Annotated in this window: 12 protein-coding genes and 1 pseudogene; 9 read left to right on the top strand and 4 right to left on the bottom strand. The window is 71.4% G+C overall.

What is annotated here, in order from left to right:
* Nucleotides 1–44: 44 nt before the first annotated feature.
* Complete coding sequence (locus U5640_RS39630) at nt 45–11,219, bottom strand: SDR family NAD(P)-dependent oxidoreductase (protein ID WP_340384058.1); 11,175 nt, start codon at nt 11,217–11,219, stop codon at nt 45–47.
* A 395-nt stretch (nt 11,220–11,614) separates the two neighbouring features.
* On the opposite strand from U5640_RS39630, the gene U5640_RS39625 reads away from it, so the two are divergent.
* Nucleotides 11,615–11,902 (top strand): hypothetical protein, encoded by a 288-nt coding sequence (locus U5640_RS39625; protein ID WP_340384057.1) that lies wholly within the window; start codon nt 11,615–11,617, stop codon nt 11,900–11,902.
* 82 nt (nt 11,903–11,984) lie between these two features.
* On the opposite strand, the gene U5640_RS39620 is transcribed toward U5640_RS39625, so the two are convergent.
* Nucleotides 11,985–12,563 carry a LuxR C-terminal-related transcriptional regulator gene (locus U5640_RS39620; protein WP_340384056.1) on the bottom strand — a complete coding sequence of 193 codons (579 nt, stop codon included), beginning with the start codon at nt 12,561–12,563 and terminating at the stop codon, nt 11,985–11,987.
* A 930-nt stretch (nt 12,564–13,493) separates the two neighbouring features.
* Here U5640_RS39620 and U5640_RS39615 point away from each other — a divergent pair.
* From U5640_RS39615 to U5640_RS39600, 4 genes are all read left to right on the top strand, one after another.
* Entirely contained in the window at nt 13,494–14,156 is a 663-nt protein-coding gene (locus tag U5640_RS39615; RefSeq protein WP_340384055.1) for a DNA-binding response regulator, read from the top strand.
* Nucleotides 14,157–14,531: 375 nt separating this feature from the next.
* Nucleotides 14,532–15,452 (top strand): hypothetical protein, encoded by a 921-nt coding sequence (locus tag U5640_RS39610; RefSeq protein ID WP_340384054.1) that lies wholly within the window; start codon nt 14,532–14,534, stop codon nt 15,450–15,452.
* A gap of 134 nt (nt 15,453–15,586) precedes the next feature.
* The gene (locus U5640_RS39605) at nt 15,587–16,435 is read left to right on the top strand and encodes an aldo/keto reductase (RefSeq protein WP_340384053.1); all 849 of its coding nucleotides are present in this window, start codon (nt 15,587–15,589) and stop codon (nt 16,433–16,435) included.
* Between the two features lie 146 nt (nt 16,436–16,581).
* A complete protein-coding gene (locus U5640_RS39600) occupies nt 16,582–17,442 on the top strand; it encodes a hypothetical protein (RefSeq protein ID WP_340384052.1) in 861 nt (286 codons plus the stop codon).
* 13 nt (nt 17,443–17,455) lie between these two features.
* Here the strand turns inward: U5640_RS39600 and U5640_RS39595 are convergent, their stop codons facing one another.
* Nucleotides 17,456–17,851 carry a DUF6479 family protein gene (locus tag U5640_RS39595; protein ID WP_340384051.1) on the bottom strand — a complete coding sequence of 132 codons (396 nt, stop codon included), beginning with the start codon at nt 17,849–17,851 and terminating at the stop codon, nt 17,456–17,458.
* Nucleotides 17,852–17,937: 86 nt separating this feature from the next.
* On the opposite strand from U5640_RS39595, the gene ctaD reads away from it, so the two are divergent.
* From ctaD to U5640_RS39580, 3 genes and pseudogenes are all read left to right on the top strand, one after another.
* Nucleotides 17,938–19,611: a cytochrome c oxidase subunit I gene (gene ctaD / locus U5640_RS39590; protein ID WP_340384050.1), complete on the top strand. Its 1,674-nt coding sequence runs from the start codon at nt 17,938–17,940 to the stop codon at nt 19,609–19,611.
* An 11-nt stretch (nt 19,612–19,622) separates the two neighbouring features.
* Nucleotides 19,623–19,715 (top strand): annotated as a pseudogene (locus U5640_RS39585) (cytochrome c oxidase subunit 4); the annotation flags it as partial.
* Nucleotides 19,716–19,824: 109 nt separating this feature from the next.
* Nucleotides 19,825–20,010, top strand: coding sequence for a cytochrome c oxidase subunit 4 (locus U5640_RS39580; RefSeq protein WP_340384049.1), 186 nt, complete (start codon nt 19,825–19,827; stop codon nt 20,008–20,010).
* Here the strand turns inward: U5640_RS39580 and U5640_RS39575 are convergent.
* Nucleotides 19,931–21,481 carry a cytochrome bc complex cytochrome b subunit gene (locus tag U5640_RS39575; RefSeq protein WP_340384048.1) on the bottom strand — a complete coding sequence of 517 codons (1,551 nt, stop codon included), beginning with the start codon at nt 21,479–21,481 and terminating at the stop codon, nt 19,931–19,933. The two genes, U5640_RS39580 and U5640_RS39575, sit on opposite strands and share 80 nt — an antisense overlap.
* Nucleotides 21,482–21,620: 139 nt before the next feature.
* Here U5640_RS39575 and U5640_RS39570 point away from each other — a divergent pair, with 139 nt between their 5' ends.
* A complete protein-coding gene (locus U5640_RS39570; RefSeq protein WP_340384047.1) occupies nt 21,621–22,700 on the top strand; it encodes a YihY/virulence factor BrkB family protein in 1,080 nt (359 codons plus the stop codon).
* The last annotated feature ends 11 nt before the right edge of the window (nt 22,701–22,711 follow it).

The raw sequence follows: 22,711 nt of genomic DNA, 5'->3' as shown, positions 1-22,711 counted from the left end.
TGAGGAACCGGTCCAGGGCACGGGCGCCGAGGTCCACGACCACGTCACCGGAGGCTTGGTCCTCGCCAGGAAGTGCGGGGAGGTCGACGAGGCCTCCCCAGCGCTCGGGATGGTCGAGCCCGTAGACCCGGCCCAGACCCCAGACGGCCGCCTGCTCGGGCAGCGGCCCGGACGCCTGCGGGGCGGCGGGGCCGGGCACGGCGACCGCTCCCCCGGGTGACCGTCCACAGCGGTGCCTCGGCCTTCGTGTCCGCGAGGGCCTGCATGAGCAGGAAGGTGCTCGTGACGGCCTCGGGCACGCCGGAGGGGGTCGGCTCTGCGGAGGGGTGGCCACCGCGAGGTGCCAGGGGCAGCAGATTGAGTACGCCGCCGATGAGCGGGTTCTGTTCGAACGCCTCGTGGAGACGGTCCGCCAGAGCCTCCCGGTCCGCCCGCGTCACGTCGAGGGTGACCGTGACGACGTCCTCGACCTCCTTGTGCCCGCGCAGCCCCTCGACCAGCTCCCGAGCGGTGCTCTCGGCCGTGCCGTCGTCGCCCGGCAGTACGACCAGCCAGTGCGATGCCAACGGGCCGGGCCCGGCCACCGGTGCACCGGCCGGCCGCCACGTCACCGCGTACCGCCAGGAGTCCAGCGCGGCGGTCTCCCGCTTGCGTCGGCGCCACTCCGCCAGCACGGGCAGCACCGGTTCGACCGTGTCGAGCGTGTCGCGCCGTTCGGGCGCCAGGTCGAGGGTGTCGGCGAGGGCTTCCAGGTCCTCCCGCTCGACGGCCTCCCAGAAACGGGCGTCCACCGCGTCGACCGAGGGGCCGACGGGGGCGGGCTCGGGCGTGTCGAGCCAGTAGCGCCGGTGTTGGAAGGCGTAGGTGGGCAGCGGGACTGTCCGGGCGTCCTGTCCGGCGAGTACGGCCGTCCAGTCGACGGGCACACCACGCACCCAGGCCTCGGCGAGGGAGGTCAGCAACCGGTGGGCATCGCCCTTGTCCCGCCGCAGAGTACCCACCACGACCGCGTCCGGAGCGGCCTCCTGGACCGCCATGCCGAGCACCGGATGGGAACTGACCTCGACGAACGCCCCGTACCCCTGATCCACCAGACCCTGCACGGCATCCGCGAAACGCACCCGCTGACGCAGGTTCCGATACCAGTACCCCCCGTCCAGCAGAGCCGTATCCACCACCTCCGCCTCGGTCGTGGAAAAGAACGGCACCTCACCCGAACGCGGCTCCACCGCCGCCAGCACCCGCGCCAGCTCGTCCTCGATCGCCTCCACGTGCCAGGTGTGGGAGGCGTAATCCACCGGGACCCGACGAGCGCGGATCTCCTCCACCTCGCAGTGTGCCATCAGCTCGTCCAGCGCGTCCGCGTCACCGGCCACCACCACCGACGCAGGGCCGTTCACCGCCGCCACATCGACCCGCCCCGACCAACCCGCCAGCAACTCCTCGACCTCAGCGAGGGAAAGGGAGACGGAGACCATGCCACCGCGCCCGGCGATCGCACGGATCGCCCGCGAACGCAACGCCACCACCCGCGCCCCGTCCTCCAGCGACAGACCACCCGCCACCACCGCGGCAGCGATCTCACCCTGCGAATGCCCCACCACCACCGACGGCTGAACACCGCACGCACGCCACACCGCCGCCAGCGACACCATCACCGCCCACGACACCGGCTGCACCACATCCACATCCACCAGCTCCGCCGCACCCCGCACGACCTCGCTCAGCGACCACCCCACATACGGCGCCAACGCCCGCTCACACGCCTCCATCGACGCCGCGAACACCGGCGAGACATCCCACAACTCCCGCCCCATACCCACCCACTGAGCCCCCTGACCCGGGAACACGAACACCACCCGGTCAGCAGCACCCGTCACCGCACCCCGCACCACACCGGAACCCACGACGCCACCATCAGCCACCACACCCAGCCCGGACACCAGTTCACCGGACTCACCACCCAGAACCACAGCCCGGTTCTCGAACGCCGTACGCGTCGCAGCCAACGACCACGCCACATCCACCGGCCGAGTCACACCCGCTATCGACGCCAGGCGGCCGGCCTGACCGGCGAGCCCCTCCCCGCCACGGCCCGACACGATCCACGGCACCACACCACCGGCAGCCAACACCGGTGACGTGTCCGCATCCGCACGGCCGGACTCGGCCTCCGACACAACCGGAGCCTCCTCCAACACCACATGCGCGTTCGTCCCACTGATCCCGAAGGACGACACACCCGCGCGACGCGGACGCCCCTCGCCCGACGGCCACTCCACGGCCTCGGTCAGCAGCGACACCGCTCCCGCCGACCAGTCGACATGCGAGGAAGGCGCGTCGACGTGCAGGGTCGCGGGCACGAGGCCGTGCCGCATGGCGAGCACCATCTTCATCACGCCCGCCATGCCGGAGGCGGTCTGGGTGTGGCCGATGTTCGACTTGAGCGAACCGATGAACAGCGGCTGGTCGGCGGGCCGGTCCTGGCCGTACGTCGCCAGCAGGGCCTGCGCCTCGATCGGGTCGCCCAGCCGTGTGCCCGTGCCGTGCGCCTCGACGACATCCACCTCACCGGCGGTGAGGCGGGCATCCGTGAGAGCGGCACGGATCACTCGTTGCTGCGAGGGACCGTTGGGCGCGGTCAGGCCGTTGCTCGCCCCGTCCTGGTTGATCGCCGAACCACGCACCACCGCCAGCACGGGATGACCGTTGCGACGGGCGTCCGACAGCCGCTCCAGCAGCACCACTCCCACACCCTCGGCGAGGGAGAAGCCGTCGGCGGCTTCGGCGAAGGGCTTGCACCGGCCGTCGGGGGCCAGGCCCCGCTGCCGGCTGAAGCCCACGAAGGGCGCAGGGTCGGCCATGACCATCGCGGCGCCCGCCAGCGCCATCGAGCACTCGCCGGACCGCAGGGCCCGTACCGCGAGGTGCAGCGCCACCAGCGACGACGAGCACGCGGTGTCCACGGTCACCGCAGGCCCCTCCAGGCCCAGGACGTAGGAGACGCGGCCCGAGGCGACGGCGGTCGAGGCGCCGGTGACGAGATAGCCCTCGGTGCCGTCGGCGCCGCGGCTGAGCAGGGTGCCGTAGTTCTGGTCCGTGAGGCCCGTGAAGACGCCGGTGCTGCTGCCGCGCAGGGTCCTCGGGTCGATGCCGGCCTGCTCGAAGGCCTCCCACGACGTCTCCAGGAGCAGTCGCTGCTGCGGATCCATGGCCGCCGCCTCGCGCGGGGAGATCCCGAAGAAGGCCGCGTCGAACTCCCCGGCGTCGTGCAGGAACCCTCCGTGCCGGACGTAGCTGGTGCCGTTCCGGTCGGGGTCGGGGTCGTAGAGCCGGGTCGTGTCCCAGCCCCGGTCGGCGGGGAAGCCGGTGATCACGTCCTCGCCGTCGACGACGACGCGCCAGAGGTCGTCGGGGGAGGCGATGCCGCCCGGGTAGCGGCATCCCATGCCGACGACGGCGATGAGGTCGTCGTCGGGGGCAGGCGCACGCGAGAGGGCCACCGAGGCGGACGACTCCGGGTCCTGTCGCGGTCCGGCGTGGTCCCCGACGGCGAGCAGGCGGAGGTGGGCGGCGAGGGCGAGCGGACTGGGGTGGTCGAAGACGACGGTGGTCGGGATCTTCAGCCCCGTACGGGCGACGAGCCGGTTGCGCAGCTCGACGGCGCTGACCGAGTCGAAGCCCAGCTCCTTGAAGGCGTAGGCGGCGTCGACGGCGTCCGCCGAGTCATGACCGAGCACGGCGGCCGCCTCGGACCGCACGAGGTCCTGGACGAAGCGGTCGTGCTCGACGGCGGGCAGCGCCGCGAGTCGCTGCGTCAGGGTCGAGGCAGCCGGGTCCGTCCCGTGCCCGTCCCGTTCCCCGGCGCGGGTCCGCTCGCCGCCCGCGGTCTCGTCCTTCGGTTCCAGTGCGGCGATGAGCGGGGCGGGGCGCACGGCGCTGAAGACGGGCACGAAGCGGCCCCAGTCGACGTCGGCGACGGCCACGACCGTGTCATCGTGGTCGAGTGCGTCCTGCAGGGCCACCATCGCGGGTTCCGCGGCGATGACGGGGATGCCCCGGCGACGCAGCGGATCGCGCATGTCCTCGGCGATCATGCCACCGCCGTCCCAGGGCCCCCACGCCACCGACAGCGCCGAGAGCCCACGGGTGCGGCGTACGTGCTCGGCGAGGGCGTCCAGACAGGCGTTGGCGGCGGCGTAGGCCGCGTGGTCGGCGACGCCCCAGACGCCGGAGATCGAGGAGAAGAAGATCAGCGCGTCGGTCTCGGCCGGGTCCAGGGCCTCGGTGAGGTGCCGAGCCCCGGCGACCTTGCCCGCGGCGACCTCGGCGAACTCCGCCGTGCTGAGGTCGTCGAGCGTTCCGAGGGTGCCGACACCGGCGGCGTGCACCACCGTACGAACCGTACGTCCGTCGGCGCGCAGGGAGTCCAGCAGCTCCCCCAGAGCCGCGCCGTCGGCGACATCACACGCCGCCACGGTCAACCGGGCTCCCAAGCCGTCGAGTTCGGCCTGCAGCTCCGTCAGGGCCGCGTCGTCGGACCGTTCCCGTCGGCCGACCAGGACCACGTCCTCGGCACCGCCGCGCGCCAGCCACCGGGCGACGTGCGCACCGAGCGCACCGGTTCCGCCGGTCACGAGGGCCGTACCGCGGGGCTTCCAGTGCCGCCGCCCGGCAGCCGGGTTCCCGCCTGCGGAGAGCGGGGCCGGAACCAGACGCCGTACGAAGGTGCTGTGGGCGCGCAGCGCCACCTGGTCCTCGGCACTGTCGCCGCGGGAGGCCAGGACGGCGCACAGGGCGCCCGCTCCCCGGCCGTCGAGCCGCTCGGGGAGGTCGACGAGTCCGCCCCAGCGTTCCGGGCACTCCAGGGCCGCGACCCTGCCCAGGCCCCATACGGCCGCCTGGGCCGGCCGGGCGACCTGTTCCTGGTCCCCGACGGCCACGGCACCTTGCGTGACACACCACAGGGGCGCGCTCACCCCGGCCCGGCCGAGCGCCTGGAGGAGGGAGACGGTGAGGGCGGCCCCGGTGGACAGCACGGGGTGATCGGGCAACGGGTCCTCGTCCAGCCCCAGCAACGACAGCACACCGCTGAACGGCACCGCAGCGTCGGCCGACGCCTCGTCGAGCGCGGACTTCAGTGCCTCGCACTCCGCATGCCGCGCGGTGAGTCCGAGGACACGGACCTCGGCGCCGTGGGCGGTCAGCCCGTCGGCGAGGGTGGTGACAAGTGCGGTGTCCTGGTGTCCGTGCGGGACGACGAGCAGCCACACACCGGTCAGGGCCGCGTCCCGGACGTCCCGGCCGACCGGCTTCCAGACCACCTTGTACCGCCAGCCGTCCACCACCGACCGCGCAGCCTGCTCCCGACGCCACCCCGACAACGCGGGAAGGACACCGGCCAGCGACTCACTGTCGGACACGCGCAACGTCTCCGCCAGCGCTTCCAGATCCTCCCGCTCGACGGCCTCCCAGAAACGGGCGTCCACCGCGTCGACCGAGGGGCCGACGGGGGCGGGCTCGGGCGTGTCGAGCCAGTAGCGCCGGTGTTGGAAGGCGTACGTCGGGAGCGCCACCGTGCGGGCGTCCTGTCCGGCGAGTACGGCCGTCCAGTCGACGGGCACACCACGCACCCAGGCCTCGGCGAGGGAGGTCAGCAACCGGTGGGCGTCGCCCTTGTCCCGCCGCAGAGTACCCACCACCACCGCGTCCGGAGCAGCCTCCTGGACCGCCATGCCGAGCACCGGATGGGAACTGACCTCGACGAACGCCCCGTACCCCTGATCCACCAGACCCTGCACGGCATCCGCGAAACGCACCCGCTGACGCAGGTTCCGATACCAGTACCCCCCGTCCAGCAAAGCCGTATCAACCACCTCCGCCTCGGTCGTGGAAAAGAACGGCACCTCACCCGAACGCGGCTCCACCGCCGCCAGCACCCGCGCCAGCTCGTCCTCGATCGCCTCCACGTGCCAGGTGTGAGAGGCGTAATCCACCGGGACACGACGAGCGCGGATCTCCTCCACCTCGCAGTGGGCCATCAGCTCGTCCAGCGCGTCCGCGTCACCGGCCACCACCACCGACGCCGGGCCGTTCACCGCCGCCACATCGATCCGCCCCGACCAACCCGCCAGCAACTCCTCGACCTCGGCGAGGGGAAGGGAGACGGAGACCATGCCGCCGCGCCCGGCGATCGCACGGATCGCCCGCGAACGCAACGCCACCACCCGCGCCCCGTCCTCCAGCGACAGACCACCCGCCACCACCGCGGCAGCGATCTCACCCTGCGAATGCCCCACCACCACCGACGGCTGAACACCGCACGCACGCCACACCGCCGCCAGCGACACCATCACCGCCCACGACACCGGCTGCACCACATCCACGTCCACCAGCTCCGCCGCACCCCGCACGACCTCGCTCAGCGACCACCCCACATACGGCGCCAACGCCCGCTCACACGCCTCCATCGACGCCGCGAACACCGGCGAGACATCCCACAACTCCCGCCCCATACCCACCCACTGAGCCCCCTGACCCGGGAACACGAACACCACGTCACCGGCGGCACGAGTGGCTCGCCCTCGCACCACGGACGACGGGTTCACACCGTCGTCCGCCGTGAGCCCCTTGACCGCGAGGATCAGGTCGTCCCGTTCGGTGCCCAGGACCACGGCCCGGTTCTCGAACGCCGTACGCGTCGCAGCCAACGACCACGCCACATCCACCGGCCGCAACTCACCACCGGCAGAACCCACGACCGACGCCAGACGGCCGGCCTGACCCGCCAGCCCCTCACCACCACGACCCGACACCACCCACGGCACCACACCACCAGCAGCCAACACCGGCGACGCACCCGCACCCACATCCCCGGACTCGGCCTCCGGCACAACCGGAGCCTCCTCCAACACCACATGCGCGTTCGTCCCACTGATCCCGAAGGACGACACACCCGCGCGGCGCGGACGCCCCTCGCCCGACGGCCACTCCACGGCCTCGGTCAGCAGCGACACCGCTCCCGCAGACCAGTCGACATGCGGCGTCGGCTCGTCGACGTTGAGCGTGCGGGGAAGGATTCCCTGCTGCAACGCGAGCACCATCTTCATCACGCCGACCACACCCGCAGCAGCCTGGGTGTGACCGATGTTGGACTTCAACGAGCCCAGCCACAACGGCCGTTCCGGATCGCGTCCCCGTCCGTACGTGGCGAGAAGCGCCTGCGCCTCGATCGGGTCGCCCAGAGTGGTGCCCGTGCCGTGCGCCTCCACCGCGTCCACGTCAGCCGCAGACAGCCCGGCCTTGGCGAGGGCCGCCCGGATCACCCGCTCCTGCGCGGGACCGTTGGGCGCCGTGAGCCCGTTGCTCGCCCCGTCCTGGTTGACCGCCGAACCGCGCACCACCGCCAGCACCGGATGACCGTTGCGACGGGCGTCCGAGAGCCGCTCCAGCAGCAGCACCCCCACACCCTCACCCCAGCCCGTACCGTCCGCCCCCGCCGCGAACGGCTTGCACCGACCGTCCGGCGCAAGCCCCCGCTGACGACTGAACTCCACGAAGATGCCGGGCTCGGCCATCACCGTCGCGCCCCCTGCGAGCGCGAACGAGCACTCACCGGCGCGCAGCGCCTGGGCCGCGAGATGCAGGGCCACCAACGACGACGAGCACGCGGTGTCCACGGTCACCGCCTGTCCGCGCAGTCCCAGGACATAGGCGATCCGACCGCTGGCCACGCTGGAGGACGTGCCGGTGAGGAGATGCCCGTCGACGGAGTCGGGGGCGCGGTGCAGTCCGGGCCCGTATTCCTGCTGCATGATTCCGACGAATACTCCGCCGTCGCGCTCCCGGAGCGTCTCCGGGTCGATCCCGGCCCGCTCCAGCGCCTCCCACGAGGCTTCCAGGAGAAGCCGCTGCTGCGGGTCCATGGCGACGGCCTCGCGCGGCGAGATCCCGAAGAAGCCGGGGTCGAAGTCACCGGCGTCGTAGAGGAACGAACCCGAGCGTGCGTACGTGGTCCCGTGCTGTTCCGGGTCGGGGTCGTACAGGCTCTCCAGGTCCCAGCCACGGTCGGCGGGAAAGCCGGAAACGGTGTCGTCGCCGGCGGAGAGGAGTTCCCACAGCTCTTCCGGTGTGCTGATGCCACCGGGCAGGCGGCAGCCCATGGCCACGATGGCGATGGGCTCATCCTCAGTGGCGGACGTCTGGCCCTCGGACATCTCGGGGGCCGGGTCACCACTGCCGTCGAGCAGCCCGCGTACATGACGGGCGAGGGCCTGGGGCGTGGGGTGATCGAAGAGTACGGAGGCCGGCAGCAAGAGCCCCGTGTCCTCCACCAGCCGGTTCCGCAGTTCGACCGAGGTCGCGGAGTCGAAGCCCAGCGCCTTGAAGGTGAGCGTCGAGTCGACATCCCCTGCTGCGGCATGCCCCAGCACGGCGGCGGCATGAGCCCGGATCCGCTGCACCCAGTCGTTGCGCCGCTCCGGCGTCGGAGCGACGTCGGCTTCGAGCGGAAGCCCACGGGTCGCGCCGCCGTCGAACCAGTAGCGCCGACGCTGGAAGGCGTACGTCGGGAGCGCCACCGTGCGGGCGTCCTGTCCGGCGAGTACGGCCGTCCAGTCGACGGGCACACCACGCACCCAGGCCTCGGCGAGGGAGGTCAGCAGCCGGTGGGCATCGCCCTTGTCCCGCCGCAGAGTACCCACCACGACCGCGTCCGGAGCGGCCTCCTGGACCGCCATGCCGAGCACCGGATGGGAACTGACCTCGACGAACGCCCCGTACCCCTGATCCACCAGACCCTGCACGGCATCCGCGAAACGCACCCGCTGACGCAGGTTCCGATACCAGTACCCCCCGTCCAGCAGAGCCGTATCAACCACCTCCGCCTCGGTCGTGGAAAAGAACGGCACCTGACCCGAACGCGGCTCCACCGCCGCCAGCACCCGCGCCAGCTCGTCCTCGATGGCTTCGACGTGCCAGGTGTGGGAGGCGTAGTCGACCGGGATACGACGAGCCCGTACGTCACTGCTCTCGCAGTGGGCCATCAGCTCGTCCAGCGCGTCCGCGTCACCGGCCACCACCACCGACGCCGGGCCGTTCACCGCCGCCACATCGACCCGCCCCGACCAACCCGCCAGCAACTCCTCGACCTCAGCGAGGGAAAGGGAGACGGAGACCATGCCACCGCGCCCGGCGATCGCGCGGATCGCCCGCGAACGCAGCGCCACCACCCGCGCCCCGTCCTCCAGCGACAGACCACCCGCCACCACCGCGGCAGCGATCTCACCCTGCGAGTGGCCCACGACCACGGACGGCTGAACACCGCACGCACGCCAGACCTCCGCGAGCGACACCATCACCGCCCACGACACCGGCTGCACCACATCCACGTCCACCAGCTCCGCCGCACCCCGCACGACCTCGCTCAGCGACCACCCCACATACGGCGCCAACGCCCGCTCACACGCCTCCATCGACGCCGCGAACACCGGCGAGACATCCCACAACTCCCGCCCCATACCCACCCACTGAGCCCCCTGACCCGGGAACACGAACACCACCCGGTCAGCAGCACCCGTCACCGCACCCCGCACCACACCGGAACCCACGACGCCACCATCAGCCACCACACCCAGCCCGGACACCAGTTCACCGGACTCACCACCCAGGACCACGGCCCGGTTCTCGAACGCCGTACGCGTCGCAGCCAACGACCACGCCACATCCACCGGCCGCAACTCACCACCGGCAGAACCCACGACCGACCCCAGACGGCCGGCCTGACCCGCCAGCCCCTCACCACCACGACCCGACACCACCCACGGCACCACACCACCAGCCACAAGCACCGGCGACGTGTCCGATCCCGCATCCCCGGACTCGGCCTCCGACACAACCGGAGCCTCCTCCAACACCACATGCGCGTTCGTCCCGCCCATGCCGAAGGCGCTCACCCCGGCGATGAGGGACGCTTCGGGGCGCGGCCAGGGGGTCTTGGTGTCCTGGACGCGAAGGCGGAGGGCGTCGAGAGGGATGTCGGGGTTAGGGGTCCGGTAGTTGAGGCTGGGCGGAAGTTCGCGGTGCTGGAGTGACAGGACCGTCTTGAGGAGGCCGGCGATTCCGGCCGCGCCTTCGAGGTGGCCCACGTTGGTCTTGAGGGAGCCCACGCGCAGGGGCTCGTCGGAGGGCCTTCCCTCGCCCAGGGCCGCGCCGAGGGCGGCCGCCTCGACCGGGTCGCCGACCGGTGTCCCGGTTCCGTGGAGTTCGACGTACTGGATGTCGTGCGGGGCCGTCCCGGCGTTGCGCAGGGCTCGGCGGATCACGTCTTCCTGGGCGCGCGGGTCGGGAGCGGTGAGCGTGTCGCCTCCGCCGTCGTTGTTGACGGCGCTGCCGCGGATGACGGCGCGGACGGGGTCGCCGTCGGCGAGGGCCCGGTCGAGCGGCTTCAGGACGACGAGGCCGCCGCCCTCGCCGCGCACGAACCCGTTGGCGCGGGCGTCGAAGGTGTAGCAGCGGCCGTCGGGCGAGAGGGCGCCGAAGCGGTGCGGGTAGAGGTCGCTCTCCGGGGCCAGGTGCAGGTTCACGCCGCCCACGAGGGCGATGTCGCTGTCGCCGCTGCGCAGGCTTTCGCAGGCGAGGTGGACGGCTACGAGCGAGGACGACTGCGCCGAGTCGAGGGTGAGGCTGGGGCCGCGCAGGCCGAGCAGGTAGGAGAGCCGGTTGGCCACGAGGGCGCGGTGGGTGCCGGTGAAGGACTGGTGGGTGACCGCTTCCGGTCCGAGTGCGTGGAGCAGGGTGGCGTAGTCGTCGTGGGCGGCCCCGATGAACACGCCCGCGTTGGTGGAGCGGAGGTGTTCGGGCAGGATGCGGGCGTCCTCCAGGGCCTCCCAGGCGAGTTCGAGCACGAGGCGCTGCTGGGGGTCCATGGCGTCCGCCTCGCGTGGCGAGACACCGAAGAAGCCGGCGTCGAAGCCGTCGACCTCGTCGAGGAATCCGCCCCAGCGGGGTGCCCCGTCCTCGGGGCCGCCCCGGGTGGAGGAAGCGGCGGGCCGCGGGCGATCGGCGGGCGCCGGGCGCACGGCGCTGTCACCGTCGCGCAGCAGGCGCCACAAGCCGTCGGGGTCGGGCGCACCGGGCAGGCGGCAGGCCAGGCCGACGACGGCGATGGCCCGCTGGGGGGCGGCGTTGAGCCCGTACCGTGTGCGTTCTGACTCGCTCATTCCACTCCACCAGCTTGTTGGCCCAGCTCGTGTGGACCGCAGACGTCGGGTACGGCATGCATACGGCGCACGGCGTAGTCGGCGGCCCGCGCCGGCCCGCCAGGGGTCGGGCAGCGGATCGCGGACCGCCGGGCTACTCACGCTAGGGGCGCATGGACTAGGGCGGCCCCTAGATTCGTGCCGGGTCGCCGGGTGCGGAGGCCGTCCCGGGGGCGGTGTGTTTCGGGAAACGCCCAGACATGGCCCGGGGCGCTGTGCGAGGTGTTGCGCTCGTCCGGGTTCTCCCCTCTGAATGAGGCGACACCGCCCCGGGGGTGCGGCGGTGATGTGTCCGGGTCTCGGGTCGGTGTGCGCGACGGCCTGTCGGCCGGTCCGGAGGAGACGGAGGAAGAGCCATGACGAACGTGGAACTCGCCCATGTGCGCGGTGCCCTGGTGGAGCTGCGTCGCAGCCTGGAGTCGCTGCGGCTGGCCGACGGTGACTCGCCGTACGTCCGGCGGCTGATGAACGATCTCGACCGCTTCCAGCTGGACATGGAGGACGTCTCGGGTGCCGGCGTCCGCGCGTCGGCGCTGTGCGGGAGCAGGCGTGGACGTGAGGTCGTACGGATCAGCGACGGCCCGTACCAGCATCTGCCCTGGCAGGACGCCGACGACGAGGGGATCGGTGGTCAGCGCCGCTGACCGCGCCGGTCCGCCGTGAGAAATGGGCCGGACTCCCCTGGCGGGCCTGGGGAGTCCGGTGGCGGCACACGGTGCCGAGGGGTCACTTCACGTACTCGGACACGGCACGGGGCGGCCAACTGCCGACCGTGAGGACGCCCATGGAGTAGGCGCGGGAGACGAGCGCGGCACGGTTGGGGGCCTTGAACCGGCGCAGCATCAGTCCGACGTGGTACTCCACGCCCTGTCGGCTGAGGTAGAGGCGCGAGGCCAGTTGGATGGTCGAGGCGCCGGTGGCCACCCCCTCGAGGATGCGGGCGTCCAGGGCGGTGAGCACCGGCGTCGGCTTGGCGGGGCGCTCCGCCGCTTCGGCCGGCTCGTCCTCGGGGCTCATCAGGACGACGACACCTGACAGGTCGTCGCCCTCCCCCTTGACGGCTATGCCGGTGATCTCCGCGGAGAAGACGCGGTCGTGCCCTCGCATGGCGACCACCCGCTCCACGAATCGGCTGCCGTGGCCGTTCGAGAGGTGGGTGAAGTGCTTGGGCAGGATGTTGCGGGCACTCGGATGCAGGACGTCGTAGATGCTGCGTCCGCAGATCTCCGTGGACGGCCGGGCCACATGCCGGAAGAAGTCGGCGTTGGCCGCTTCTATCTTGAGGCCGGCGTCCAGACTCGCCATGCAGGTGACGTGCGGCGGGGCGCTTGCCCGCCGGTCTCCACGGCGAGCATGGCGCGATGCTTCGGGAAGGCCACTGACCATTGCCGACCTGTCGGCGTAGGGGAGCATGAAATTCCTCTCCTGAACGTCAACGCGGAACTATTGCTTCGTCAGCGGAAGGCAGAGAAGAAAGCCGCTGCGACGAATATTCCCATTCTTTTTCTGCACCGCTGTCGGCGACATTAGGTGGGCCGCATGCGAGGAGTCAACGACGGTCGGGGTCGGCGGGGAAATACTGCGGTGCCCCCGTACGGCGGGTTCGGTCATCGCGCGTAGCTTTGTTCGGTGGGCCGGTTCGGTACGGTCACACATGCACAGCGCGGCGCGGCCCGCACATGCGGAGCCCGTGTTGCGCCGTCGTGGCGGGGATGTGTCCGGGAGGAGCCGGGAAGGGCAGGTGCAACGCTCCCGTCTGCACTTTCATCCGAAGATCGGACAACCGTAACGCGAGCACCCACATGCGGCAACGTCCCCCTCGCCGCCCGCCGACCCCTCGATGTGACGATTCGATAACGACAGGGCGGTCATGGTTTGATCACGGAGAGACAAGGGAACCGCGTCGGCTCCCGCCCGGGGGAGGTACGGCCCCCACTCCGTTCCACGGCCATTCCGGCAAGCGAAGAAGTACCCCACCGGGGGGTCTTTCATTCGGTTCTCGCGCGCGGTGCGTCGAAAAGCGTCAGGGCAGGGATAAACGGCGCAGAATATGAGGGGAGGCGCGACAAAACCCCGGTTGATTTCCCGAAGACGGCCGTCAGTCGGTCCACCGGCCGGCGCAGCCGGGCCGTGGGTACCGGGCACCGGATCGCCGGGGAGGCAGGTGCGGCCGCGGCCCGGCCGCGGTCCCTCGCCCGGGCGAGCTCCGGAATGCCGCCGGGGCACACTGGATCCATGCCACAGACGATCTTCCTCCACAGTGATCTCGAACTGCGCACACGGGTCTGGCCGCTGGTGGAGCCCGACGAGACGGAGTGGGTCAACATCGCGCACGATCTGGACACCTGGCCCGGTGCCCGCGAGTCGGCCCGGCGTCGGATGAACGGCGAGAGAGCCCGCCGGGCCCGCAAGCTGTACAGCCCCACGGCGCTCGCCGACGAACGTGACCGGGACGTCCTGCGCGAGATGGCCGCCCAGGGCATCCAGGTGCGTGTCACCGCCGCCCCCGTCCCCCGGGGCACCGCGTTCATCGACCGACGCACCATGATCCTCACCGGTCCCGCCTCGGGCGCGTCAGGTCGCCGTGACCGCACGTACACCCTCAGCACGGAACCCGCTCTGGTGAGCGGGGCGTACGCATTGTTCGAGGCCGCGTGGGAGACGGCCACGGACCTGGCGGCCTTCCTCGCCGCCGATCGACCCCACATCGACGCCCGGGCCCGCTCGGTGCTGCGCACGCTGAGCTCGGGTGCCACCGACGCCGCGGCCGCCCGGGAGCTGGGGATGTCGCTGCGCACCTATCGCCGCAGGGTCGCCGAACTCCTTGCCGTCCTGGGCGCGGAATCACGCTTCCAGGCCGGGCTGCGCGCGGCTGAACTCGGCCTGGCCCGCGGGTGATCGTGTCCGCCACCCAGGCGGAGGGCGAGCGACCGGCGCCCCCGCCCCGTTCCGCCCCGTTCCTTGTACCAGGACTCGATGACGACGTTGCCCCAGAAGTCGCGGCGGCGGTCGTCGTGGACGTTCCAGCAGGGCGCCCGGCGAGAACGTCGGCCTCGGGACGGTTGGGGCCGTATCAGCCGGATTCTGTGCAGTTTGTGGCGAACTCGAGAAAGTTTGACGGAAGTTCGATGAATTGGCGACAATCTCGATCACTCACTGCGTCCTGAGTGAGCCCTGTGACGCGAGTGTCCCCGCCGCAGACTCCCGGTCTCCGTGGGTCTCGACGGCTCGCGCGCACCGACCTCCCCCATCCTGATCCCCCAGAGGCAGATCTTGACGCACTCCTCACGTTCCAGAACCGCGGCCGCCCTCGCCACGACCGCCCTCCTCGCCACCGCGCCGCTGCTCGGAGCGACCCAAGCGAGCGCCACAACCGGAGGCAGCTGCCAGTCGGCCACCGTGCAGTACCGCCTCGTCGACGGCGACGGAAACCCGGTCGGCGCCGACTGGACCTCCCAGGGCGGCTTCCACCAGTGGACCTCCGTCCCGGGCACCGTCGAGGTGCGCCTCGCCCCCGGGCAGAAGGTCGGCGACGGCTGCACGTACCCGGTCTCGCTGGCCGAGTACACCACCGAGGGATCCAACTGGTACACCTCCGGCCACCAGACCCTCGTCGACCACGCCACGGTGTACCTCACCGCGGCCGACGTCGCCGGCACCGACGACACCAAGCGGACCTGGCAGAAGCTGTCGGTCGAGACCCCCGACTGCTACGGGCAGATCGACCTCTACGGCGACGACGTCCTGTACGACGGCAAGACGGGCGACGGTCACGGCCCCGCGCCGTACCAGCCCGGCAACATCGTCACCCCGTACCACCTCATCGCCGCGTGGAACGGGGGCGACAAGCCCTGCACCCCGGACCAGCCCGCCTCGCCGCCTTCGACGCCCGTCGAGCCGACGCCCACCACCCCGAGTTCACCCCCGGCGAGCGAGCCCCCCGCCGAGGACACGACGCCGCCGGCCACCCCCACCGCCCCCGTCTCCTCCAGCACCCCGCCGACCACGTCGGACGTCCCGCCGATGCAGTCGCCGCCGCCCGCCGGCCCGAAGCCCTCCCCCAGCCACAGCACCCCGCCCCTGGCCGAGACCGGCTCCAGCGCGCCGGTCGGCCTCATCGCCGGCACCGCCGCCGCGGTGATAGCCCTCGGCGGCGCGGCGCTGTACACGACCCGCCGGGCACGCCGCTCGTGACGCAGGTCGCGGGCAACACCACCGCACCCTGACGCGTGCGGTTGCCGGGGGCGCGCCGCAGCACCGCGGCCGCGCCCCTGGCAGCAAGGTGCCAGACCATGGCCGACGCTCCGCCGCGCCGTGAAGCTGGCGCCATGAGCAATGCATTCCGTCTGGGCGGCGACCTGCCCGTGAACCGGCTCGGTTTCGGCGCCATGCGCCTGCCGTCCCGGCAGGGCATCGGCGGCCCCGCCCGCGACCCGCAGAGCGGCCGCGCCGTGCTGCGCCGCGCCGTCGAACTCGGCGTCAACCACATCGACACCGCGGACTTCTACGCCAGCGCCGGTGGCGCGGTACGCGCGAACACCCTGATCCGTGAGGCCCTGCACCCCTATCCCGCGGACCTGGTCATCGCCACCAAGGTGGGCCCCGTCTTCGGCCCCGGTGGCCTCTCCCACGGCGCCCCCGCCGACATGCGCGGCTTCGTCGAGGCCAACCTCGACGGTCTGGGCGTGGACCGACTGGACCTGGTCTATCTGCGGGTGGGCGCCATGGGTCCCCCGCGCGGCACCTCCATCGCCGCCTCGTTCGAGGCCCTCGCCGCGCTGCGCGAGGAAGGGCTGATCCGTCACCTCGGCATCAGCAACGTCGACGGCGCCCACCTCGCGGAGGCCCGCGCGATCGCCCCGGTCGCGGCCGTGCAGAACCAGTTCCACGCCGCCCGCCGGGACGACATGGACGTGCTGACCGCCTGCGAGGAGGCCGGCATCGCGTTCGTGCCCTTCTTCCCGCTCGGCGGCGGCCGGGAACCGGACGACGCGCGGTTGGCCAAGGTCGCCGCCCGGCACGGTGCCGGCCCGGCCCGGATCGGTCTGGCCTGGCTGCTGGCCTCCTCGCCGGTGACCCTGGCGATTCCCGGCTCGGGTTCCCTGGCGCATCTGGAGGACAACATGGCCGCCGCCGGGATCACACTCACCCAGGAGGACCTCGCCGACCTCGCCTGAACGGTGCGGGCTCGACAGGCTTCCGTTGCCCAGCCATTGCCGGAACGATCTCCACTCTTTACACACCGGGTTCCTATGATGCGGAGATCAACAGGCCCGACCGGAGGACGACTTCGGCGGGCCTCTCAGGTTCTTGTGGGGGGATCATGCGTATACGCGTCACGGCCGCCGCCGTCGTCTCCGGTGTCGTCGTCCTGTCCGCGCTCGCCCTTCCGGTGGCCGCTCAGGCCTCGGAGCGCACGGGCGCGTCGACGAAGCTCGGCGCCTTCGCCTCCGGCGCCTCCGCGACGGTGCGTCCGTACGACGCGTTGGGCAACACCAAGTTCTCCCACGCGGTCGTCAACGGCGGCAAGGACATCGTGCTCGGCACCACCGGCACGAAGACCGTCGCCGTCACCTACACCGCGACCGACCAGAACGGCGTCGCCCTCACCGAGGCCTTCCTGTGGCAGGGCACCGACAGCTCCACCACGGACGGCATCACCGGCGGCCTGGGGACGGACGACGACCCCAGTTGCACGGAGTCGGCCACCCAGGGCGTCTACACCTGCAAGGCCGTCTTCCACATCCGCCCCGCCACCGACATGAAGAACAACGGCGTCGCGGGGACCTGGAAGCTGTTCCTGGGCGGCTGGGACCTGTACGCGAACGCCAGTTACGACGACGACGTCGCCGCCGCCGCGATCAAGAAGGCCGCCACAGTGACCGCCGACGCCACACCCGAGCCGGTCAAGAAGGGCAGGACCATCACCGTCACGGGCAAGCTCGCCCGCGCGAACTGGTCGACGGGGAAGTACGCGGGCTACGCGTCCCAGCTCGTGAAGCTGCAGTTCCGCAAGAAGGGCGGCAGCACGTACACCACCCTGAAGACGGTCAGGACCAGCAGCACCGGCACCCTGAAGGCCACGACCAAGGCCACCGCCGACGGTTACTACCGCTACACCTTCGCCGGCACCGCCACGACCGGCGCCTCGACGGCGTCCGCCGACTTCGTCGACGTCAAGTAGGAGGCCGGCCCGGTCAGTGGCCGCCGCTGCCGAACGAGCCGCCGGAGCCGGGGCGCCGGCGAGGGCGTTCCTGGCTCTCGCTCGGCCGGTCGGGCGCGTTGCCGAGTTCGTGCGGTGTGAGAGGGCGGTCGCCGGGGCCGGCCTGGGGCACCTCGCCGGGCTCGCGCCGCTGCAGCCGTTCCTGGTCCACCGGCCGCCGAGTCGGCCGCGGCGGCCCGGAGCGCGTCGCCGTGCGCCCCGGGGACTGCTCCCGGGCCCGCACCCTGGTGCCGAAGCGGACCGCCCACACCAGGGCGGCCGTGACGAGTACGCCGCAGACGACGATCAGGACAATGCCCGCCGCCGATCCGGCCGCGGCCGTCTGCTCGGCCGCCTCGAACGGCGTACCCGGTCCGTGTGTCGTGTTCATCGGGGCCGAGTACCCGCCCCTGAGGAGTGAATGCCCGCAAGCGTGGCGATCCCGGCACGAGCGGAGGTCACCGGTAGCGTCGGACCATGACCGAGGTGTCACCCCCACGCATCGCCGCAGGCGGGGCACGCACGCCCGGCGATGTCACGCTCCCCCTGGGCCGACGGCTGCTCCGCTGGACCACGACCACCGATCACAAGGTGATCGGCAACCTGTACATGGTGACGGCGTTCGCGTTCTTCCTCCTCGCCGGTCTGCTCGCCCTCGGTATGCGGGCCGAACTGGCCCGGCCCGGGCTGCAGTTCCTCAGCGAGCAGACCTACGACGAGTTCGTCACCATCCACGGCACGATCATGATGCTGCTCTTCGCGACCCCGATGTTCGCGGGGTTCACCAACGCCGTGATGCCGTTGCAGATCGGGGCTCCCGATGTGGCGTTCCCTCGGCTCAACGCGCTGTCGTACTGGATGTACCTCTTCGGCGGTCTGATGGTCGTCTCCGGGTTCGTGACACCGGGCGGCGCGGCCGCGTTCGGCTGGTTCGCCTACGCCCCGCTCAACAGCGCGTACCACTCCCCCGGGGCCGGCGCCGACCTGTGGGTGATGGGCCTGGTGGTCACCGGTGTGTCGACCACGCTCGGCGCGGTCAACTTCATCGCCACCATCCTGTGCCTGCGGGCCCCGGCGATGACCATGTTCCGGATGCCGATGTTCACCTGGAACGTGCTGTTCACGTCGATCCTGGTGCTGCCCTCCTTCCCCGTGCTGACCGCCGCGCTGCTGGCCCTGGAGTCCGACCGCACGTTCGGCTCGCACGTATTCGACCCCGCCAACGGCGGCGCCCTCCTGTGGCAGCACCTGTTCTGGTTCTTCGGGCACCCGGAGGTCTACATCGTCGCCCTGCCGTTCTTCGGCATCATCTCCGAGATCCTCCCGGTGTTCTCCCGCAAACCCCTGTTCGGCTATCTGCCGATGATCGGGGCGACCACCACGATCACCATGCTGTCGGCGGTGGTGTGGGCGCACCACATGTTCGCGACGGGCGCGGTCCTGCTGCCGTTCTTCTCGGTCATGTCGTTCCTCATCGCCGTACCGACGGGCATCAAGTTCTTCGCCTGGACCGGCACCATGATGCGCGGTTCGCTCTCCTTCGAGACGCCGATGCTGTGGTCGGCGGGCTTCCTCGTGACGTTCCTGCTGGGCGGACTGAGCGGGGTGCTCGTCGCGTCCCCGCCCCTCGACTTCCACCTCACCGACTCGTACTTCGTCGTCGCCCATCTGCACTACGTCCTGTTCGGCACGGTGGTCTTCGCGATGTTCGCCGGCTTCTACTTCTGGTGGCCCAAGTTCACCGGCAGGATGCTCGACGAACGGCTGGGCAAAGTGCACTTCTGGCTGCTCTTCCCCGGCTTCCAGCTGACGTTCCTCGTGCAGCACTGGCTGGGCGAGGAGGGGATGCCCCGCCGGTACGCCGACTATCTGCCCTCCGACGGCTTCACCCTGCTCAACACCCTGTCGACGGCCGGTGCGTTCCTGCTCGGCGTCTCCACCCTGCCGTTCCTCTACAACGTCTGGCGCACGGCGCGCCACGGGCGGCGCGCCACGGAGGACGACCCCTGGGGGTACGGGCGCTCCCTGGAATGGACGACCTCCTGCCCGCCGCCCCGGCACAACTTCGTGGCGCTGCCGAGGATCCGCTCGGAGTCACCGGCGTTCGATCTGCGCCACCCGGACGTCCCGGAGCGGGAGGACGCACGGTGAAGGCGGAGGCGATGCTGTTCGGGGGCGTGGCCGTCTTCTTCGGCGGAGCCGCGGTGCTCTACGGTTTCTGGTCGCGCTGGGACCCGGCGGGTACGGCGGCGCTCGTGGTGGCGTTCTGCATGGGCGCCCTCGTGTCGTTCTACTGCTCCGTGCAGTACGTCCGGCACCGGCACCCGGGCCCAGGACCGCACCGACGCCGAGGTCGCCGACCGGGTGGGGCCGCTGGACTTCTTCCCGCCGCACAGCGGCTGGCCCGTCGTCACCGCGCTGGGCTTCGCCCTCGCGGCGACCGGGGTGGTCTACGGGCTGTGGCTGTTCCTCATCGGTTTCGGGATTCTGGCGCGCGGTGTTCTGGGGATGGTGTTCCAGTACGTCCACCGGGGCGACCAGGAGGGCTGAGCGGTAGGCGCGGTGCGCCCGGCCGGAAGGACGTCACCGGGCGGTGGCCGCCCTCATAGCCTCCCGCGAGGGTCTGCCGCACCTCACCGGTCTCCTCGCCCTCGGCGAGCCGTGCCCGTTCGGCGCGCAGCAGGGCGTGACACAGCGCCCGGGTGACGAAGAACGCGACGACGGGGCCGAGGACCAGGGCGATCCGGAGGATCCAGGTGAGGGCGTTCACCGAGACGCGGAACGTCGCCGCCACGACGTCGTTGCCGCCGGCCAGCACCAGCACGCCGTAGAAGGTGATCCCCGCGACGCCCAGTCCGGTGCGCACCGGGCGCTCGCGGGGCCGGTCGCACAGGTGCTGTTCCCGGCTGCCCTCCCCGGTGAGGCGCTGTTCGGCGAAGGGGTAGGCGTAGAGCACGCCGAAGAACAGTCCGGGCAGGACGACGGCCGGCAGCAGGACGTTCCACATGACGGTGTGCCCGGCGACGGTCGTCTCCCACGGCGGTACGAGTCGCAGCGCGCCCTCGAGGAAGCCGACGTACCAGTCCGGCTGCGAACCGGTCGACACGACGTCCGGGCGGTAGGGGCCGTACTGCCACACGGGATTGACCTGCGCGACGCCGGCGAGAGCGGCGAGCAGCCCGAAGACGGCCAGGGACAGGCCGCCGGACGACGCTGTGAACTGCGGGTACATCGGTTTTCCGACGGCGTTCGCGTGGGTGCGGCCCGGGGCGCGCCACTGGGTGTGCTTGAGGAAGAAGACGAGGACCAGATGCACGGTGACCAGCCCGAGCAGCAGTCCGGGCAACAGCAGGATGTGCAGGCCGTACAGCCGCGGGACGAGGTCGTGCCCCGGGTACTGCGAGCCGAACGCGAACAGCGCGACGTACGTCCCCACCACCGGCAGGGACAGCATGATGCCCTGGGCGATCCGCAGCCCGGTGCCGGAGAGCAGGTCGTCCGGGAGGGAGTAGCCGGCGAAACCCTCGGCCAGGGTGAGCACGAGGAGCGTGACGCCGATGACCCAGTTCGCCTCCCGCGGTCTGCGGAAGGCGCCGGTGAAGAAGACCCGCAGCAGATGCACCCCGATCGCGGCGACGAACACCAGCGCGGCCCAGTGGTGCAGCTGCCGGATCAGCAGCCCGCCCCGCACGGCGAAGCTGATGTCGATCGTGGACGCGAACGCCTCCGTCATCCGTACCCCGCGCAGCGGCGCGTAGGAGCCGGTGTACACCACCTCCCGCATCCCGGGCTCGAAGAAGAAGGTCAGCCACACGCCGGTCAGCACGAGCACGATCAGGCTGTACAGGGCCAGTTCGCCCAGCAGGAACGACCCGTGGTCGGGGAACGCCTTGCGCAGCAGCGGCCCCGCGCCGTCGTGCACCGGCAGTCGCGCGTCCGCTGCGTCCGCCAGCCGCTCCCCCCGGCGTCGCCCGTCACCCACGGCGGCACTCCTCTCTCCGGCACGCACTCCCGGCTCCATCCCTTGCCCGAGCCGCGCGCGGCGAGCGCCCCGGGGGCGGGAAACACCCGGCGGCGGGCGACAGCACACCCGATCGGCCCCAAAAGTCCAATAAGGGATATATGTGCATAGCTGGTGGCGGGCCGGATACCCGACGGGAATGGTACGAACGCTGAAGCCTCACAGACGCCACGACGTGCACGCCCCGGCCGCCGACAGGACGGACGGGAGCGAGGAGCGGCAGGCCCCGGGGAAGCCGACGGACCTGCCCAAGCGCTCCTGGGCAGCAGTGCTCAGGGGCACCCTGAAGGAGTTCAAGAGGGACGAGCTGGCCGACCGGGCCGCGGCGCTGACCTACTACTCGATCCTGGCGCTGTTCCCGGCGCTGCTGGCGCTGGTCTCGCTGCTGGGGATCGTCGGGCAGTCCGCCACCCGGGCGGTCCTGGACAACATCCAGAAGCTCGCGCCGGGCGCGGCTCAGGACATCCTGCGGAGCGCGGTGCAGCAGATGCAGGGCAGGGGCGGGCTCGGCTCACTCATGGCCGTCGTGGGCCTGGTGCTCGCGGTGTGGTCGGCGTCCGGCTATGTCGCCGCGTTCATCCGCAGCGCCAACGCGGTCTACGACATCCCCGAAGGGCGACCGGTGTGGAAGGTGCTGCCGGTACGGGTCGGCGTGACCGTCGTCCTGATGGTGATGGCGGTGATCAGCGCGTTGATCGTGGTGTTCACCGGGAGTCTCGCGCGGCAGGCGGGCACGGCGCTCGGGGTCGGTGACACGGGGCTGACCGTGTGGTCGTACGCGAAGTGGCCTGTGCTGGTGCTGCTGGTGACGGTGATGATCGCCGTCCTGTACTGGGCCACCCCCAACGCGCGCGTCCGCGGTTTCCGCTGGATCACGCCGGGGAGCTTCCTGGCGCTGCTGATCTGGATGGCCGCGTCCGCCGGGTTCGCGCTGTACGTGGCGAACTTCGGCTCGTACAACAAGACCTACGGCACTCTCGCGGGTGTGGTCATCTTCCTGGTGTGGCTGTGGATCACCAATCTCGCGATCCTGCTGGGCCTGGAGTTCGACGCGGAGCTGGCGCGTCAGCGCGCCGTCGCCGGGGGCCACCCGGCCGACGAGGAGCCGTACGTCGAGCCGCGCGACACCCGGGCGTGGGACGAGGAGGACCACCGCCGACTCGGCACCCCGGAAGGGGACCCGCACCGAAGCCACCGAGGAGCCGGCGGAGACCGGTGACCTCCACGGTG

Source organism: Streptomyces sp. SS7 (assembly GCF_037993025.1).
GTDB lineage: Bacteria > Actinomycetota > Actinomycetes > Streptomycetales > Streptomycetaceae > Streptomyces.
Note: the sequence above shows the minus strand (reverse complement) of the source record. Positions and strands in the feature narration are given on the sequence as shown.

Coding starts and splice junctions, on each gene's coding strand:
- U5640_RS39625 (WP_340384057.1), top strand. CDS start 11,615: ATGACGAACGTGGAACTCGCCCATGTGCGCGGTGCCCTGGTGGAGCTG.
- U5640_RS39620 (WP_340384056.1), bottom strand. CDS start 12,563: ATGGCGAGTCTGGACGCCGGCCTCAAGATAGAAGCGGCCAACGCCGAC.
- ctaD (WP_340384050.1), top strand. CDS start 17,938: ATGACCGAGGTGTCACCCCCACGCATCGCCGCAGGCGGGGCACGCACG.
- U5640_RS39575 (WP_340384048.1), bottom strand. CDS start 21,481: ATGGAGCCGGGAGTGCGTGCCGGAGAGAGGAGTGCCGCCGTGGGTGAC.
- U5640_RS39615 (WP_340384055.1), top strand. CDS start 13,494: ATGCCACAGACGATCTTCCTCCACAGTGATCTCGAACTGCGCACACGG.
- U5640_RS39570 (WP_340384047.1), top strand. CDS start 21,621: ATGGTACGAACGCTGAAGCCTCACAGACGCCACGACGTGCACGCCCCG.
- U5640_RS39595 (WP_340384051.1), bottom strand. CDS start 17,851: ATGAACACGACACACGGACCGGGTACGCCGTTCGAGGCGGCCGAGCAG.
- U5640_RS39630 (WP_340384058.1), bottom strand. CDS start 11,219: ATGAGCGAGTCAGAACGCACACGGTACGGGCTCAACGCCGCCCCCCAG.
- U5640_RS39605 (WP_340384053.1), top strand. CDS start 15,587: ATGAGCAATGCATTCCGTCTGGGCGGCGACCTGCCCGTGAACCGGCTC.
- U5640_RS39600 (WP_340384052.1), top strand. CDS start 16,582: ATGCGTATACGCGTCACGGCCGCCGCCGTCGTCTCCGGTGTCGTCGTC.